Raw genomic sequence first — 17,454 nt, forward strand, 5'->3', positions numbered from 1 at the left:
TCATGGCGACTTACCAAACCAATGCAAACTCCGAATACCGATGAGTACAGCTTGGGAGACAGAGCACCGGGTGCTAACGTCCGGACTCAAGAGGGAAACAACCCAGACCGCCAGCTAAGGTCCCTAAAATTGGCTAAGTGGGAAACGAAGTGGGAAGGCTATAACAGTCAGGATGTTGGCTTAGAAGCAGCCATCATTTAAAGAAAGCGTAATAGCTCACTGATCGAGTCGTCCTGCGCGGAAGATGTAACGGGGCTAAGCCAGTTACCGAAGCTGCGGATTTGCAATTTATTGCAAGTGGTAGGAGAGCGTTCTGTAAGCCTGTGAAGGTGGTGGTGTAAACCCTGCTGGAGGTATCAGAAGTGCGAATGCTGACATGAGTAGCGTTAAAGGGGGTGAAAAGCCCCCTCGCCGTAAGCGCAAGGTTTTCTACGCAACGTTCATCGGCGTAGAGTGAGTCGGCCCCTAAGGCGAGGCAGAGATGCGTAGCTGATGGGAAACAGGTCAATATTCCTGTACCGATGTGTAGTGCGATGTGGGGACGGAGAAGGTTAACTCAGCCAACTGTTGGATATGTTGGTTCAAGCCTGTAGTCGTGCCTGGTAGGTAAATCCGCCGGGCTTAGATGAGGGGTGATAACGAGTCTGCTTGCAGACGAAGTGAGTGATACCCTGCTTCCAGGAAAAGCCACTAAGCTTCAGCTACACACGACCGTACCGCAAACCGACACTGGTGCGCGAGATGAGTATTCTAAGGCGCTTGAGAGAACTCAGGAGAAGGAACTCGGCAAATTGACACCGTAACTTCGGAAGAAGGTGTGCCTTTAGTAGGTGAACCATTTACTTGGGGAGCCCAATGAGGTTGCAAAAAATCGGTGGCTGCAACTGTTTATTAAAAACACAGCACTCTGCTAAGACGAAAGTCGACGTATAGGGTGTGACGCCTGCCCGGTGCTGGAAGATTAAATGATGGGGTGCAAGCTCTTGATTGAAGTCCCAGTAAACGGCGGCCGTAACTATAACGGTCCTAAGGTAGCGAAATTCCTTGTCGGGTAAGTTCCGACCTGCACGAATGGCGTAATGATGGCCACACTGTCTCCTCCTGAGACTCAGCGAAGTTGAAATGTTTGTGATGATGCAATCTCCCCGCGGAAAGACGGAAAGACCCCATGAACCTTTACTGTAGCTTTGTATTGGACTTTGAACAGATCTGTGTAGGATAGGTGGGAGGCTTTGAAGTGTGGTCGCTAGATCGCATGGAGCCAACGTTGAAATACCACCCTGGTGTGTTTGAGGTTCTAACCTAGGTCCATTATCTGGATCGGGGACAGTGCATGGTAGGCAGTTTGACTGGGGCGGTCTCCTCCCAAAGTGTAACGGAGGAGTTCGAAGGTACGCTAGGTACGGTCGGACATCGTGCTAATAGTGCAATGGCATAAGCGTGCTTAACTGCGAGACTGACAAGTCGAGCAGATGCGAAAGCAGGACATAGTGATCCGGTGGTTCTGTATGGAAGGGCCATCGCTCAACGGATAAAAGGTACTCTGGGGATAACAGGCTGATACCGCCCAAGAGTTCATATCGACGGCGGTGTTTGGCACCTCGATGTCGGCTCATCTCATCCTGGGGCTGTAGCCGGTCCCAAGGGTATGGCTGTTCGCCATTTAAAGAGGTACGTGAGCTGGGTTTAAAACGTCGTGAGACAGTTTGGTCCCTATCTTCCGTGGGCGCTGCAGATTTGAGGAAGCCTGCTCCTAGTACGAGAGGACCGGAGTGGACGAACCTCTGGTGTATCGGTTGTCACGCCAGTGGCATTGCCGAGTAGCTAAGTTCGGAAGAGATAACCGCTGAAAGCATCTAAGCGGGAAACTCGTTTCAAGATTAGATCTGCCGGGGCCTTGAGCCCCCTAAAGAGTCGTTCAAGACCAGGACGTTGATAGGTCAGGTGTGGAAGCGCAGTAATGCGTTAAGCTAACTGATACTAATTGCTCGTGCGGCTTGACCCTATAACTTTGATTAATTCGAAGTTGTTATGCCAAGTTGACGCATTCAAAAAGCACAGCCCAGCAGCTGTGCGAATCTAAATACAAGCTGATTAGCTCTATGAATTCGATGGATTGTTCTTTGGACAATCTGTCAAAAAGTTATGCCTGATGACCATAGCAAGTTGGTACCACTCCTTCCCATCCCGAACAGGACAGTGAAACGACTTAGCGCCGATGATAGTGCGGATTCCCGTGTGAAAGTAGGACATCGTCAGGCTCTTACAGCAAGGAACGCCCGGTTGATTTTTGATCAGCCGGGCGTTTTCTTTTGTGCATTCAGTATTTGAGCCTAGTGACTGGACATTAAAAAGCCTGCATGGATTCATGCAGGCTTTTTTCGTTTGTGGGGGAGGCAGAAGGACGGAAGAAGATGCCTGGTGAACAGTCCGGCGCAGCGCAAGAGAAAGCTCCCAACGCCAGATACGAATTTACCAAGCAGGCTCAAGCATTCGCGATGCAGCTGCCGTCCCTCTGTGCGACGCCGGCCGCGACCAGCTCGGCACTGAGCTGCTCTATCCATGCGCGGGCGGGGACATCGGCGAAAAACTTGCCTTTGATCTGCATGAAATACGGCGTTTCAATGGCCCACTGCATAAACGCATCAAAATCCTGGCGCTGGGTTTCCAGTAATTTGAATTTCAGCAGGACTTTGGCGGCATGGTGAGCATGTCTGCCTGGATTGCCGACAAACGAATCCAGGCGTTGGCGCGCGCGCGCCAGCACTTGCGGTGCATACGCGAAGACGCGGCCATGCCCGGGAACAACGATTTTCGGGTTCAATCGTTCAATCAAATCCAGCGTCGCGGCCACTTCGGAGAAGGCATCTGCCCCTTCGAGTTCGGGAAACACCACGCCAAACCCGTTTTCCCACAAGGCATCGGCGGAAATAAGTACGCGGCTTCGCGGTTCGAAGAAGATCAGCGAGTGGGGATCATGGCCGGGCGCAGCATGAACCTCCCACATTTCAGTTCCAAAGAGCTTGGAACTTCCCGGCCGTAGCGCCCGCGTGAAGCCAAATTGCGGGCAAAGCTGTCCGGTCGGCAAATATGTCAGCGCTACCGGGTCCCAATCAGCGACCTGTTGTGCGTGACCAGGAGGAATCAGGGTGCGGAGATCGGGGTAACGCGCCTGCAAAGCCGCATTGCCGCCGCAGTGATCGCTGTGCAAATGCGTGTTGATCAGGATATCGAGTGGCCGCGGGCCCAAAACGGACTCCACCAAGGCCAGCGTCTGCGGCGCATGTGTGCAATACCCGCTGTCCACCAACACGGTTTCGCCGCCGCCGGTGAACAAAATATTATTGGCGGAGAGCCAGCCGCGCTCAAAAACATGGACCCCCGGCGGCAAATCCGGCTGGGCCATCAGCAAATTCCCGCGAAAAAGTACTCAGGCTGACGCGCGCAACTCACGCCTGAGGATTTTTCCGACATTGGTTTTGGGGAGGTCATCGCGGAATTCAATGTATTTGGGGCGTTTGTAGCCGGTGAGATGCTGCTTGCAATAGGCACTCACCTCGTCTTCGGTCAGCGTAGGGTCATTCTTCACGACAAAAACCTTGACGGCTTCCCCTTGTTTGTCGTCGGCGATGCCGATGGCGGCGCATTCGACAACGCCTGGGCACAGGGAAATCACGTTCTCAAGCTCATTGGGGAACACATTAAAGCCCGAGACGATGATCATGTCCTTCTTGCGGTCGATGATTTTGGTGTAACCGCGCTCGTCCATGATGCCGATATCGCCGGTGCGCATAAAACCGTCTGAAGTGAATGCCTTTTTGTTTTCCTCAGCTTGCTGGTAGTAGCCCGTCATGACCTGCGGGCCCTTGATGCAAATCTCGCCGGATTCGCCCAACGCAAGCGATTTTCCCTCATCGTCCTTGATCGCGACCTCGATGCTGGGCAGGGGCAGGCCTATGGTGCCGGTGAATTCCTTGTTGATCACCGGGTTGTTGGTGCCGATCGCGCAGGTCTCGCTCATGCCCCAGCCTTCGATCATGGGGCAGCCCGTGACTTGCAGCCAGTGTTTCGCCGTCCCCTCGGATGCGGCCATGCCGCCCGCCTGGGAGACGCAAAGGCTGGAAAAATCAACCGTCTTGAATTGCGGATGTTGAAGCAGCGCGTTGAACAGCGTGTTGACCGCAGGCAACATATGGAAGGGTCGCTTCTTGAGAACCTCGATGAATTTGCCGAAGTCGCGAGGGTTGGGAATCAGCGTCAGGTGGGCCCCCCAGCGGATGGTGAGCAGGCACAGCGTCAGCGCGAAGATGTGGTACAGCGGTAAGGCTGCAATATTGTTGGTTTTGCTGACGTCGCCCACGCGCTTTAAGGCGGGCGTGAACCACTCCTCCGCCTGCAGGATCGCGGCAACGATATTGCGATGGGTCAGCACCGCACCCTTCGACAGGCCGGTGGTGCCGCCGGTGTACTGCAGAAACGCAATGGAATCCAGTGTGCTTTGAGCGGGCTTAAGCGCCAGGCGGCTGCCCTCGGCAATCGCGCGATTGAAAGCGGTGACAGTGCGCCCCTCGCTCAACGGCAGCTTGTAAGCCGGCACCAGCTTGGCAAGATGGCGGACGGCAAAAGTGATCCACTGGCCGTACCAGAAGCCGAGCAGATCGCCCATGGAGGCTACGACGACCTTCTTCACCGGCGTGCGTTCAATCACCTCAGCGAGGGTGGCGGCGAAGTTTTCCAGGATGACGATGGTCGTCGCGCCGGAATCGCGCAACTGGTGCTCCAGCTCCCGCGCGGTGTACAGCGGGTTGACGTTGACGCAGGTGTAACCCGCCCGCAGGATGGCCGCCATGGTGACGGCGAACTGCGGCACATTGGGCAGCATGATGGCCACGCGAGCGCCGGGCTCCAGGCCCAGGCTCTGCAGCCAGGCGCCCAATGACGACGAGAGCTCGTCGAGTTGCCCATAGCTCATCCAGCGGTCCATGCACACCGAAAAGGGCTTGGCCGCATTTTTCTTGAAGGAGTCCTCCAGCAGGTGAGTGAGCGAGCGGAACTGTTCGGTGTCGATCTCGTGCGATACGCCTTCGGGATAACTCTTGAGCCAATGCTTGTTCATACAAACTCCTTGCGGCTCATTGTGAAAGCCGCCAAGCGGAATCCGTATGGGGCTTGTCCTAATGTGGGCGCGATATCAGGGCCCGGCAGCGAGCAAATGGCTCAATCGGGTCTCGCAGGTGACAGCATCGTCCTCAAACAGGGAGTGGATCCACGCTGTCTCGCGGTCTTTGATGAGCCTGAGGAACTCACCCGCGCCGCGCATGGTGGCGAAGGCATCGAAGCCGGTCTCCAGGAAGTGTTGCAGTGAATTCAGCCCGGCCGCGGCTGCGGGTCCGCGCATCATTTTGAGCAAGGTGCGAAGGCCGAACGTGCGGGTCAGGCGGTCGAGTTCCTGTCCCAGATGCAGCACCACCTCCAGCTGCCGCTTGCGCGCGGCGATATCCCCCACGCGGCGCCAGCAGCGGATGTAGCGGGCACATACATTACTCTGGGGCATGCTCCCCATGTCCGCCAGCCACTCGCGCGCCATCAGGTCGTCGAGCTGCTCCGTCAGCGCGTGCACTTCCGCCAGCGCGGCCGCGGTGTTGACCACAGGCTGCGGAAAAAGCTTGGCGATGGTGCCGGCGATGCGCGCGAACTGCTGGTCGCGTTCGGCGTAGTCCTTGTCGCTGTAGAGCTCCTGCAGAAAAAACGTGGCCGCGGTTTTATACCGGTGGCTGTGCAGCAGGTCGGAGTAAGTAGCTTGAAAACGGCGTGCTTGGAAGCGCTTGAGCTCGGCATTGGCCAGAGCCAGTGGCGGATCGGCCCTGTGCTGTTGCCTGAGCTTCGCCACGGTCTCCAGCGCGTCGTGTATTTGTTGTGCGGAGGCGTCCATACAAACCCGGAGTGTATCTAGGTACGGGCCCCTATTGAAACCCAAATGCGCGTGAGAAACTTCCAGCATGCACAGAAGAACGCTCCTCAAGCTCAGCGCCGCGTCGGCCGCCGTGCTGCTGGTGGCCGGCGGTGCGGCAGCATTGCTGCAGCCGGGCCTGGCCGGTGGCGCGCTGAGCGCGTCGGGGCGTGAGGTGTTTTCGGCCGTCGGTCGGGCCGTGCTCGACAAAACACTGCCAGCCGATGAGGGCGCGCGGCAAATCGCATTGAACGGCCTGCTCGGCCGCATCGATGTGCTGGTGCTGTCCTTGCCGCCCTACGCGCAGGCCGAGCTGTCGCAGTTGCTGGCCTTGCTGGCGAGTGCCGCTGGCCGGCGCGCGCTGGCCGGTTTGAACCAGCCCTGGCATCAGGCCTCCGTCACCGACATCCAGCAGTCGCTTCAGGATATGCGCCTTTCCTGGATGGCACTGCGGCAGCAGGCCTACGCCGCCTTGCACGACATCACCGCAGGCGCGTATTTCTCCGATCCGGCCAGCTGGGCGCTGCTGGGATATCCCGGGCCCATGAAGATATAAAGATCCCGAAAGCAGAATGAGCCAACTGAAAGACCCGATCCGCGAAGGCCTCGCGCGCGGCTGGAAAGTGATGGGCGGCGCGTTGCCGCCGGCGCCCGAAAAACTCAGTTGCGATGTCGCCATCATAGGCAGCGGCGCAGGCGCCGGCGTCACGGCCGAGCTGCTGGCCAAGGCCGGCCTGCAGGTGGTGATGGTTGAAGAGGGCCCGCTCAAAAGCAGCAGCGACTTCAACCAGAAGGAATCCGAAGCCTATCCTTCGCTCTACCAGGAAAGCGCGGCGCGCAAGACCGAAGACAAGGCCATCAATATCCTGCAGGGACGCTGCGTGGGCGGCTCCACCACGGTGAACTGGACCAGCTCCTTTCGTACGCCGGGCTCCACGCTCAAATTCTGGCAGGACCGGTTCGGGCTGGACGGCTACACCACCGAAGCACTGGCGCCCTACTTTGCCCAGGCGGAGCAGCGCCTGAACATCACGCCCTGGCTGGTTCCCCCCAACGAGAACAACGACTTGCTGCGCCGGGGTGCGGCCAAGCTGGGGATTCCCGCATCGGCCATTTCGCGCAATGTCAAAGGCTGCTGGAACCTCGGCTCCTGCGGCCTGGGTTGCCCGACCAATGCCAAACAGTCCATGCTGGTCACCACCATTCCTGCGGCGCTCGACAGGGGCGCGCAGCTGCTGACCGAAACCCGCGCGGAACGCTTTGAGCTGGCCAACGGCAAGGTCACTGCGCTCTTGTGTCGCAGCGTGGGCGCATCGCCCGGAACGGCGAGCGGCGCAACCAAGATCGTCGCCAGACACTATGTGCTCGCCGGCGGCGCCATCAATTCGCCGGCCGTGCTGCTGCGTTCGCAGGCGCCGGATCCGCATGGCGTGCTGGGCATGCGGACCTTTTTGCATCCGGTGGTCATGTCCTCCAGCGTGTTTGAGCAAAAAGTGGAGGCCTGGAGCGGTGCACCGCAAACCATTTACTCCGACCATTTCCTGGAGACCCAGGCAATAGACGGCCCCATAGGCTACAAGCTCGAAGCCCCGCCGCTGCACCCGGTGATTTTTGCTTCGACCGTGCCGGGCTTCGGCCAGGGCCAGCACGACTTGCTCAAATCCTTTCCCTACAACCACACCCTGCTGGCGCTGCTGCGCGACGGTTTCCATGACGAATCAAAGGGTGGGCAGGTCAAGCTGCGCAGCGACAACTCCGCCGTGCTGGCCTACCCGCTGACGGACTACGTCATGGAAGGCGCGCGCAGGGCGCTTTTGTCGATGATGGAGATCCAGTTCGCGGCGGGCGCGAAACAGGTGCTGCCGCTGCACGAGATGGCCCAGCCCTACACCTCCTGGACGCAAGCCCGTGATGCGGTCAAGGCCTTGCCCCTGAAACCCCTGCTGACCCGGGTGGTGAGCGCCCACGTCATGGGCGGCTGCGGCCTGGCTGGCAACGAACGCCAGGGCGTCGCCCGGCCGGACGGTGTGCATTGGCAAATCGAGAACCTGTCCATCCACGACGGTTCGCTGTTCCCGACCAGCATAGGCGCGAACCCGCAGCTGTCCATCTACGGCATGGTGAACCGCCTGGCGCAGGGCCTGGCGGCCAGGCTCTCGGGCCGTGGTGTCACACTGGCCTGAGATACTGCGGCTTGCTACCGCTTTTTTCTCCTTTGCCTGACCGATGCTGGCCCAACTACAAAGACTCATCACCCTGTCCCTGGTCGCCGCGGCCTTTGGCTGGCTGTTCTGGTTTCTCGGCGATTCCCCGTTTCTGGCGGTTGCGGGCTTTCTGGCCATCGCGCTGGGGTACACCGTTTTTCTGGCCCTCGAATTCGTCGTTCTTCACCACGTCAACAAGCGGGACCCTGAGCCCCGGCCCAGTTGGGGGGAGCTGTTGCGCGCCTGGCTGGGGGAGACCCTGACGGCGCCGCGCGTGTTCTGCTGGCGCCAGCCTTTTCGCATGAACGTGGTGCCGGACCAACTCGCGCCCGCCGACGCGCTCCAGGCGCGCCGCGGCGTCGTGTTTGTGCACGGCTTCTTTTGCAACCGCGGCTTGTGGACACCCTGGCTACAGCGCGTCCGCGCTAGCGGGCGGGCTTTTGTTGCCGTCAACCTTGAACCCCTGTTCGGCTCCATCGACGACTATGCGCCGCAGATCGATGAGGCCGTCCGCCAAGTCACCGAAGCCACCGGGCTGCCGCCGTTGCTGGTGTGCCACAGCATGGGCGGGCTCGCCGTGCGGGCCTGGCTCAAGCGTATGCGAGCCGAATCCCGCGTCTTCCATGTAGTCACCATAGGCTCGCCGCATCGCGGAACCTGGCTGGCGCGCTTCGGCCACGGCCACAACGGCCGGCAGATGCGGCTGCAGTCCGACTGGCAGGCCCAACTGGACCACGAGATGCCGGCGGACCGCCATACGCTGTTCACCTGCTGGTACTCCAATTGCGACAACATCGTGTTCCCGACCTCTACCGCCACCTTGCCGGGCGCCAACAACCGCCTGATCCGCGGCGCTGCCCACGTGCAGATGGCATTCCTGCCTGAAGTGATGGATGCCACCCTGGCCATGCTGGAGCGCGAGCCGGGCTGAATAACAGGGCCGCCGGAGCGGTGGAATTCGGCAATCCGGGCGGATTCGTGTGAATTTCTCACAAGAATGACCCGTCATATTCACTATCTACATTGGGCCGGGCTTTTTATGCTCGTCTTCATCTATTTGTAGGATGGAGTGCCTCCCGTGACCCTGTTTGCACAGCCCAATGCCGTCTTCCTGGAGGCCGCGCCTTCATTTCCCCTGGACGAGACCGATTCGGTGCCCGCCCTGCTCGCCTTCCTGGTGGATGAGCTGGCCCACGGGGTGCTTGTCGTCAGCGCCCAGGGAAAGCTCCTGCACGTCAACCAGGCCGCCCGGCGCGAGCTGGACCGCTGCGTCGTACTGGGTGCGGAGCGGGGCGAGTTGAAAGTCCTCATGCCACCCGATGCCAAGGCTTTCCAGACCGCCCTGGGCAAAGCCATAGCGGGCAAGCGCGGCCTCATCAGGCTGGCGGGCGAGGGCGCGGATTTCACCCTGGCCCTGGTGCCGCTGCAGCGCCAGATGGGCGTGCCCTGCGACCGGATCGCGCTGGTGCTGTCGCGTGTGGGTGTGAGCGAGTCCGGTGTGTTCGGCGCGTTTGCCCGCAACCACGGCCTCACCCACACGGAAGAGCAGGTGCTGGTCCTCCTGTGCCGCTGCCTGAGCACGCCCGAGATCGCCATCCAGATGAAAGTCGCGGTCTCCACCGTGCGCAGCCACGTGCGCAGCCTGTGCGCCAAGACCGCTTCCAGCGGCGTCCGGGAACTGGTCAACCGCGTGGCGATTTTGCCACCCATCGCCCCCGCGCCGGTCGGACAGATTCATTGATCGCCGCAGGGGGGGCGGCAACGTGCTAGATTACGGCTCATCATGAGTCCGCAAATACCTCCCGAAGAAGATCTTTACGCTCACTTGACCCCCGAATTACGCACCCTCGCCATGCGCGGCGTGGTACGCACTTACCCCAAGAAGGCGGTCGTCATCAACGAAGGGGAAATCGGGGACAACCTCTACGTGCTGCTCAAAGGCAGCGTCAAGGTGTTTTCCATGGACGAAAGCGGCCGTGAAATCACCTACGGCCGGATTCACTCCGGCGACTACTTTGGCGAGATGTCGCTGGACGGCGGACCCCGCTCCGCCTCGGTCATCACCCTGGAACCTTGTACCTGCGCCGTGTTGAGTCGTGCCGAAGTGAGTGAGCACTTGGTGTATGAGCCCGGATTTGCCATAAATCTGGTGGTCCAAGTGATTCGCCGCGCGCGTGCCGCCACGGAAGCCGCCCGCAATATGGCGTTGCTCGACGTATATGGGCGATTGATTGCCGTGTTGGAAGAGCACGATGACGTGGCGACCCGCGATACCGCAGAGGGTGTGACGCTGGAGTCCATCACCCACCAGGACATCGCCAGCCGTGTCGGCGCCTCGCGCGAGATGGTGAGCCGCCTGCTCAAAGACCTTGAAAAGGGCGGCTACATCGAGATGGGCACCAAGCGCATCACCCTGCTCAAGAAACTGCCCAGCCGCTGGTAGCGGCGAAGGCGTCTTATATCGCGTTGAAGATCCGCCGCGTTTCCTGCGGCGCTGCGTCACTGGTGCCCCTCAGCCGGACCGCCGAACTGCTGTAGGTGCCTGCAGCCCGAACTCCCGTCATGATGGGATTTTCATCACTGAACGCCGCGGTGCTGGGGGTCTTCACCACGCCGGGACGCTCTGGCCTGCTTGCATCGGGGTCAGGCTTCTGCGGGGAGTAATGCGCCCAATGCGACCCCACGATCCGCGTGCCGCCCACGGACACCGTCTTGCGCCCGGTGGCAATGCTGTTGAAGTTGCCGCTGCGCCGGATCAAGGTCGGATTGTCGGGGTGATCCACGAAAGAGCCCGGGTTGCCGCTCATGTCGTACAGCTTGTCTTCAAAGTGCGACTGGCGCCCGCCTCGTGGGCCGGTCACCACGTCGTCACGTTCCACATAGGCATCTATCGTGACCTTGCCCGGCTGCGTGTTGGTCAGCTTGATCTGCCATACGCCGCTGGGGGCCGTGGCCACGCCTTTGTCGAAACTGAAGGTGGGTGCCAATGCGATCAGCGCGCAAGTGCCGTGTGTGCCGGTGGCCACGCTTTTGGGGTAAATCAGCGCGCACAGCGGCTGCGTGCCGTTGCCCGTCCACATGCGGGACTCGCCGAAGCCCAGGGCTGGCAGTGCAGCCTGTCCAGGTGGCGTGATCTCTATCCGGATGCCATGGGCCTGCGGCGGCAGCCATAGCTCTAGGAAGTTCTCGGTGGCGTCATCGGGTTGCCCGCGCCAGTGCAGTACTGCGTGCTCATTTTTTGCCAAGGTCACGTTGGCGTGCGTGCGCAACTGGTAGCTGTTGCCTGCCGCCAGCACGATCCGCAGCCGCTGGCCGCACAGCGTGATCAGCTGGTCCATCGCCGCTTCCAGCAGTGAACTCCCGTCATGCGGCCCGGCCAGGGTGCCGAAGCTGATGTTGGTCACGATTTTCGTATCATGCGCGCAGCGGGAAAGAACATACATCAATCCATCAAGGACGTGTACGTTCATCGAGCCACCCGAAGTATCGGCCACAGTGTCGTAGTCCAGCTGCACCGCGATGATGTCGCTGCGGCTGGCATCGTCATCGGCCAGGGCCCAGCTGGCCGGCCCGTCAAAGCCGGGCGGGAGATCGGCCATCTGCGCCATCAGCGTGCGCGGGCCGCAAGCCAGGTCCAGCACATGCGTGCCGTGACTGACGCGCTTTTGCAGTGCTTCGAGCTTGAAATGCCGGTACACCTCGCCTTCGTCCACCAGGCCGTTGTAGCTGCGCTGCTGCATCGCGTGGTTGATGTCGGCGGCCGTCAGCTCATGGCCGTAACCCAGGCCAGCGGGCGATCGGCCTACGCCTTTGCCGTCCTGCCGCCAAAAGTAGCGCGTACGCGCCTTGCCTTTGTGCAAGAAGCTGGCATTCGCAAAAGCCAGCCCGTCGTCGATCAGCGCCATGACCTTGCCCTTGAGTAGAGGCGGGGCGCCGGTCGTCGTCCCGATGAAGCCCGGGCCTTCCGTGTGAAGGCCGGCGGCCAAACCCAGTTCCAGCCGCCTGACCAGCGCATGCAGGCTGCCGCCAGGCTGGATGTGCTTGAAGAACGCCGGCTTGACGCGGGCCGTGCAGTAGCGCAGCCCCACCGGCGCGGCACTGGAGGTGTATACCGGCGGCACATGCAGCCATTGCGGCGAGGCAGCGCTTATGAACTGGGCGATGCTGACGCCGGGGTTCAGTTCAATCGCCACGGCAAGCCACTTTGGCTGCGTGCCGCCGTAACCCGCGAAGCTGTCGGTCTCGGCCCATACCAGGTAGGGATCGAAGCCTTTCGTCGCGTCCGGCTTGGCCCAGTCAATGCCGGTGAAGCCGCCCTTGGGGAGTTTTTGCCAGGTCATGGGTGTCCTTACTTCAGGGGTTCCCACTCTTTGGCCGCCTTGGACCACATAAAGGCCAGCAGCGGCGAGGCCGCCACGGTACCGATCCTGCTGAGGTACTGGTAGTAGCCGCTGTGGTTGTCGTCCATGGAAACACGCAGATCGAAGTCAACGACCTTGCCCTGGGCGTCATGGAATTTGCGGCCGTCGAAACCGCGTTCGTGGAGCTGGTTGTTGCCAAGGCAGCGCGCCGCGAAAAACTCGCCCAGCGCTGTTCCGAGCAGCCGGCCCACGGCGCTGTCCACCGGATAGTGCAGGCCTGCCACCGTGCGGTTCACCGCGATACGCGCCGCTTGCCGTTCCAGTTGCTCCCGGTATTTGGCCCCCGTGCCGTTAGCGTTTTCAAGCAAGGCCAGCAGCACCGTGGCGACGGCGAAGGCTTCGGTGGCGTGGCCACTGGGCCAGCTGGCATGGCCGGGAGTGTCTATCATGGGCTGGATCTGCGGTGACAGCTCCATGGGCCGTGGGCAGGCGAAGGCGTGCTTGAAGCGCATTTCCACGTCGGACGTGAAGGTCAGTACCAGGGTGATCAGCTCCAGCGTCCATTTATGGCGGTGCGGCTGCAGGCCCACGATGGATCCCCAATACGGGACCTGGGGCGTCATCTGGCTCAGGATTTCGCTGCCGCGGTCTTCACGCAGCTCTGCGTAGTTGGCCACCAGTTCCACCTGCTGCTTGAATACCTTGGCCGTGGGCCGGATCAGGCGGACAATGGCGTGGACCTTCAGCGGCCTCCTGTTGAGGTCCACAAATGCCAGAGTGACCGACTCGCGGGCATGCTGGACACCGAAGTGAAGTCCGCCCAGGAGTTCAAGCTCACAGACCTGCAGGCGCCGCTCGGCGGCCCACTGCGCCAATCGATCTGGTTTGTCAATTGGAAGAGGCAGGTTGACTGGAAGGGTGGGGCCCTGGAATGGGCCGGTGAGGGCCGCGCGGCTTTTTGTCAGGGCATCCGCAAGCATCGGGTTGGCATCAGGCGCGCCATACCCACCGTAGCCACCATACCCACCGTAGCCACCATACCCACCGTAGCCACCATACCCACCGTAACCGCCATACCCACCGTAACCGCCGTAACCACCAAGGACGCTCATACCTACCTCCCGTTTGTTAATTGATGCTATTCCGGTACACCCGCCAGGCGAAGTGCTGCTATTAATTCTTGGCCGTGTGCGAACTTGCTGGTCGGGGATCGAGCGGCAAAGCTGCGCAGGGTGAAGCCTGGGTCAAGCTTGAGTAGTTGCGTCACCGTTTCGCGAGCTTCGACCAGTCTGTTGCTTCGCGCCTGAGCGATAGCAAGCGCACGGTAAGTTGACGTGTGCATGCGATTACTTTTGAGGGAGCGTTGGCCCAGCTCGATAGCCCGGTCATATGCATTGGCCGACGCGTTGGCTGTTGCTGCCAAGGAGTCGTAAAAATAACGCAATGGGTCGAGCGGGGTCAGCAATAAAGCCCGCTCGGTGCTGGAAACTGCGGCGGCGCCTTCGCCTTTGAACGCGTGAAGTGTTCCCTTGAGAAGCCAGGCCAAGGATTCATTCGGATTGATTGTCAGCGCCGTTTCGTAGCGGTCGCTCGCACCGTCCAGATCTCGGAGGAGATTGGTATGCACGAACCCGTCAATGGTCCAGGCCAACGCGCAATTGGCGTCTTCGTCGAGAGCTCTCTTGGTGCAATCTAGAGCGCGTTGGGTATCCCGCATGGGATCGTCAGTCCACCCTTGCTGCACTCTGAGTACGTACCACTTGGCTAGCCATGCGTGGGGTATGGGGTGGCGCCGGCTGCGATCAATCAGTGCCTCGAACATTGTGCGCGCACGATCGAACTCTGAGAATTGTGTCCGGTGCATGAGCGCAACCGCACCAAGAAGCAAAGTGAATCCTTCAAGCGTGGGCAGGGCTTGGCTACGCGCCCGCTGAAGCTGTTGCGTCATGACAGACGAACTGACCGCAGCTACCAGCCTGGCAATCAGTTCGTCATCCGTCGTAAACAGCCCATGGATTTGCCCCTTAAGGCTGTCCGCCCAAAGAATATGTCCTGTCTTTGCGTCGATTAACTCAACGAATAAGGCCAATTGCGTTCCGGCGCTGCGACAGGTACCCGACAGAATATAGGTGGCACCCAAATGAGTACGTATGTCTTCGATGTTTTCCGCTCGCTCGCGGAATACTGTGGTCGACAGGCGTGAGATCACGTGGAGCTCGGCAGTTCGGGACAGCGCGGCGATCGCTTCATCGGCCAAAGCTTCGCCAAGCAATTCATGGCCCGGTTCGCTGCTGCGCATTTTGAACGGAATAACTGCGATGGTTGGCCGCAAATTCAATTCGAGGGCATTGCCGTGTTGCACAATCGACGCGTGACCGGGTGGGCCGACGCGGTAGGCACGGATGGGCGCACTGACATGTTTGAGGTGGCACTCCCCCAGATCTTCGACATCAGCGTCAAGCATGGGCGCGAGCTGATCGCGCAACTCTGCGGTAACAACCATTTCCCCGGGACCTGCGAGGGTGCAGACGCGTGCGGTGAGATTGACATCGGTGCCATAGATGTCGTGATGATCCGTCACGAAACTGGCCAGGTGACCACCCATGCGAAGGAACATTTGCTGATCGGGGTGACAGCCTGCATTGACTTGCCGACTGAAGTCCTGCAAGGAAAATGCGGCTTTTATGCAACCTTGGGCATTGGCAAATTCCAGCATCAGCCCGTCACCCAGGCTTTTGACGATGCGGCCGCCATGCTGCGGCAGAATTTGCTGCTCAGCTTGCAGCACCAGTTGTTGCCACCTCTGTACGAAACCATCTTGATCTTGCTCCATGATCCTGACGGACTCCACCACATCCATGACCAGCAGCACCTTCGTGCTTCGGCCCATGCGGGTAGGTAATTCGGTCGGGGGATTCATCGTAACTGGCGTAACAAAGTTTTACCTCCTCATTTTGGAGGAGAACGCGGGTAATGGAAATACTGTGCGCGGCTTTATCTGCAGAAACATCGGAATTGTTATGCTTGAGCAAAACCCATGGTAGATTGCATTTAGCTGCGGTTTTTGATGCAAGGTCCGCTTTGCGGCTGCCTTATACAAAAACTGGGATGAACGTCGCCATCCTATGTCGCGGATGGGCTAGCCGCCTTGGGAAAAATATCGTCCGCAGTGTTCAACTTCTGATCCTGTGCTGAAGGCGATAGGGTGCCAGGTGAGCGAAAAGACCATCGGGATTCCAGATTGGATTAATTTTGCGCGTACTAATTGGGGCCGGTGTTTTTTCAGCGACAGGCTCCCTCCCGTTTCAAATATTGCCTTTTCTGATTCTGTCTCTCGTGTCGGAAGGGCGCATTGATATCGTTTATGCCGGATGGGTGGGCTCTGCATATCTCATCGGGATGCTTTTCAGCACCCTGTTATTGCCTCTTTTCAGTGTGATCATCACGCTGGGACAGTTCAGCGTGCAAAAGAGCTATTCGACGCTTGCGTACTTCCTGCCGCAGCAGTATTCCGGCATCATCCCGCCCGAAGAGCGCCGTCAGCGCCACGCCACGCGCGCGGTGCTGCGAATGGTGCTTGGGCGTACCGGTGTCGCTGCCGCTGACGTTCGCATTGGCACGGGAGCCTATGGCAAGCCTTGTTTGGTGGATTGCCGTGCCACCGGCTTCAGTTTGCCGCATTCGGGCGGCTTGAGCCTGTTGGCATTTGCGCCCCGGTTTTTTTCGCACTGAAGGGCCGAATTCGTGAAACCCGCCTACCGCTGTTTTTGTTTTGCCGTCCCGTCCAAACTCTTTCGCAAGCTTGCCGAAAAATCCGGGGAGGAAGGGCGCAAGCGAATTGACAGCCACATCGAGCACAGCATGCGCTTGCGCACGCATCGCCATGTCTGCGCCAAGCAGGCGGTGGTGCCCCGCACGGTCCAGTCTCCCCAGGGCTTCATGCCTGCACAGGCTTACCGCCGCAGTATTTTTAATGCCGGCTTCGACACCGACCTGCCGGGCAAGCCGGTGCGCCATGAAGGAGACAAGCCGGTCAAGGATCGCGCTGTGAACCAGGTCTACGACAACACCGGCATCGCCCTGGATTTTTTCCACCAGGTTTTCGGGCGGGATTCCCTGGACGACCGCAGCATGCGTGTGGAGTCGGCCGTGCATTTCGGCAAGGACTTTGCCAATGCAATGTGGACCGGCGAGCAGATGGTCTATGGGGACGGCGACGAGAACGTGGGGGGCTTCACCGAGGCGCTGGACATCATCACCCACGAACTGAGCCATGGCGTCATCCAGCACATGATTCCCGGAGGGCTGGGTGTGGTCAAACTGGCGCGCAAGGACCGCGAGTTCGAGGAGCAGACGCATGTGCTCCAGGGCCAGGCCGGCGCCCTCAATGAATCTTTCTCCGACGTCATGGGCAGCATGGTCAAACAGTGGCACCTGGGCCAGACGGCGGCTCAGGCCAACTGGCTGCTCGGCGAAAACATGCTCGCGCCGCAGCACGGCAAGGCCATACGCTCGCTCAAAGACCCCGGCAACCGCAAGCTGACCTGGTATGACGACGACCAGTTCAAGACCATGGAACAATACGTGGACGGTGCCGACGTCCACGACAGCTCGGGCATTCCCAACCATGCGTTTTACCTCGCTGCCCGAAAAATAGGCGGCTTCTCCTGGGAGAAGGCCGGCCCCATCTGGTACGAAGCCTTTCCCAAGCTCAAGCCCAAGGCCAGCTTCCTGGATGCGGCGCGGGCGACAAGCCGCGTGGCCAGCGCGCGCTTTGGCAGTAAGTCAAAAGAGTACATGGCCGTGGCCTCGGCCTGGCAGGCCGTGAAGGTCCTCCCCTAAGAAGCTATTCTCAGACAAAGCCACTCCAAGCCACTAATGCCTTGATTTGTTGCGGGGCTCGTGCAACGATTCGCTTAATGGTTTTTCCTGTTGTGGA

Annotated in this window: 13 protein-coding genes and 2 rRNA genes (1 of these 15 cut by a window edge); 9 read left to right on the top strand and 6 right to left on the bottom strand. The window is 59.9% G+C overall.

Going from position 1 to position 17,454, the window contains the following annotated elements; genetic code table 11:
* Both ACEN8I_RS12875 and rrf read left to right on the top strand, forming a co-directional pair.
* Positions 1-2,005 (top strand): 23S ribosomal RNA (locus ACEN8I_RS12875) (it extends 875 nt beyond the left edge of the window).
* Between the two features lie 143 nt (positions 2,006-2,148).
* Positions 2,149-2,261, top strand: a 5S ribosomal RNA gene (rrf, locus tag ACEN8I_RS12880).
* 224 nt (positions 2,262-2,485) lie between these two features.
* On the opposite strand, the gene ACEN8I_RS12885 is transcribed toward rrf, so the two are convergent.
* The 3 genes from ACEN8I_RS12885 to ACEN8I_RS12895 form a co-directional block, all read right to left on the bottom strand.
* A complete protein-coding gene (locus ACEN8I_RS12885) occupies positions 2,486-3,406 on the bottom strand; it encodes an MBL fold metallo-hydrolase (RefSeq protein ID WP_413328866.1) in 921 nt (306 codons plus the stop codon).
* Between the two features lie 24 nt (positions 3,407-3,430).
* Positions 3,431-5,116 (bottom strand): AMP-binding protein, encoded by a 1,686-nt coding sequence (locus tag ACEN8I_RS12890; RefSeq protein ID WP_413328867.1) that lies wholly within the window; start codon positions 5,114-5,116, stop codon positions 3,431-3,433.
* 75 nt (positions 5,117-5,191) lie between these two features.
* Positions 5,192-5,932 (bottom strand): FFLEELY motif protein, encoded by a 741-nt coding sequence (locus ACEN8I_RS12895; protein ID WP_413328868.1) that lies wholly within the window; start codon positions 5,930-5,932, stop codon positions 5,192-5,194.
* A gap of 67 nt (positions 5,933-5,999) precedes the next feature.
* On the opposite strand from ACEN8I_RS12895, the gene ACEN8I_RS12900 reads away from it, so the two are divergent.
* The 5 genes from ACEN8I_RS12900 to ACEN8I_RS12920 all read left to right on the top strand — a co-directional run bounded on the left by ACEN8I_RS12900 (position 6,000) and on the right by ACEN8I_RS12920 (position 10,597).
* Entirely contained in the window at positions 6,000-6,506 is a 507-nt protein-coding gene (locus ACEN8I_RS12900; protein WP_413328869.1) for a hypothetical protein, read from the top strand.
* Positions 6,507-6,522: 16 nt separating this feature from the next.
* Positions 6,523-8,133 carry a GMC family oxidoreductase N-terminal domain-containing protein gene (locus ACEN8I_RS12905; RefSeq protein WP_413328870.1) on the top strand — a complete coding sequence of 537 codons (1,611 nt, stop codon included), beginning with the start codon at positions 6,523-6,525 and terminating at the stop codon, positions 8,131-8,133.
* A 43-nt stretch (positions 8,134-8,176) separates the two neighbouring features.
* On the top strand, positions 8,177-9,085 hold the full coding sequence (locus ACEN8I_RS12910; RefSeq protein ID WP_413328871.1) for an esterase/lipase family protein: 909 nt from the start codon (positions 8,177-8,179) through the stop codon (positions 9,083-9,085).
* A gap of 147 nt (positions 9,086-9,232) precedes the next feature.
* Positions 9,233-9,895 (top strand): helix-turn-helix transcriptional regulator, encoded by a 663-nt coding sequence (locus ACEN8I_RS12915; RefSeq protein WP_413328872.1) that lies wholly within the window; start codon positions 9,233-9,235, stop codon positions 9,893-9,895.
* An 84-nt stretch (positions 9,896-9,979) separates the two neighbouring features.
* A complete protein-coding gene (locus ACEN8I_RS12920) occupies positions 9,980-10,597 on the top strand; it encodes a Crp/Fnr family transcriptional regulator (protein WP_413328873.1) in 618 nt (205 codons plus the stop codon).
* Positions 10,598-10,610: 13 nt separating this feature from the next.
* On the opposite strand, the gene ACEN8I_RS12925 is transcribed toward ACEN8I_RS12920, so the two are convergent.
* The 3 genes from ACEN8I_RS12925 to ACEN8I_RS12935 are packed head-to-tail and all read right to left on the bottom strand — an operon-like array spanning position 10,611 to position 15,435.
* Positions 10,611-12,494 (bottom strand): hypothetical protein, encoded by a 1,884-nt coding sequence (locus tag ACEN8I_RS12925; protein ID WP_413328875.1) that lies wholly within the window; start codon positions 12,492-12,494, stop codon positions 10,611-10,613.
* A gap of 8 nt (positions 12,495-12,502) precedes the next feature.
* Positions 12,503-13,627, bottom strand: a complete 1,125-nt coding sequence (locus ACEN8I_RS12930) for a phosphatase PAP2 family protein (RefSeq protein WP_413328876.1) — start codon at positions 13,625-13,627, stop codon at positions 12,503-12,505.
* Positions 13,628-13,653: 26 nt separating this feature from the next.
* The gene (locus ACEN8I_RS12935; protein ID WP_413328877.1) at positions 13,654-15,435 is read right to left on the bottom strand and encodes an adenylate/guanylate cyclase domain-containing protein; all 1,782 of its coding nucleotides are present in this window, start codon (positions 15,433-15,435) and stop codon (positions 13,654-13,656) included.
* A gap of 392 nt (positions 15,436-15,827) precedes the next feature.
* Between ACEN8I_RS12935 and ACEN8I_RS12940 the strand changes: the two genes are divergently transcribed.
* The gene (locus ACEN8I_RS12940) at positions 15,828-16,247 is read left to right on the top strand and encodes a 4'-phosphopantetheinyl transferase family protein (RefSeq protein ID WP_413328878.1); all 420 of its coding nucleotides are present in this window, start codon (positions 15,828-15,830) and stop codon (positions 16,245-16,247) included.
* Positions 16,248-16,259: 12 nt separating this feature from the next.
* Positions 16,260-17,357, top strand: a complete 1,098-nt coding sequence (locus ACEN8I_RS12945; RefSeq protein ID WP_413328879.1) for a M4 family metallopeptidase — start codon at positions 16,260-16,262, stop codon at positions 17,355-17,357.
* The last annotated feature ends 97 nt before the right edge of the window (positions 17,358-17,454 follow it).

Source organism: Polaromonas sp. CT11-55, from assembly GCF_047303325.1.
In the GTDB taxonomy this organism is placed as follows: Bacteria; Pseudomonadota; Gammaproteobacteria; order Burkholderiales; family Burkholderiaceae_C; genus Polaromonas.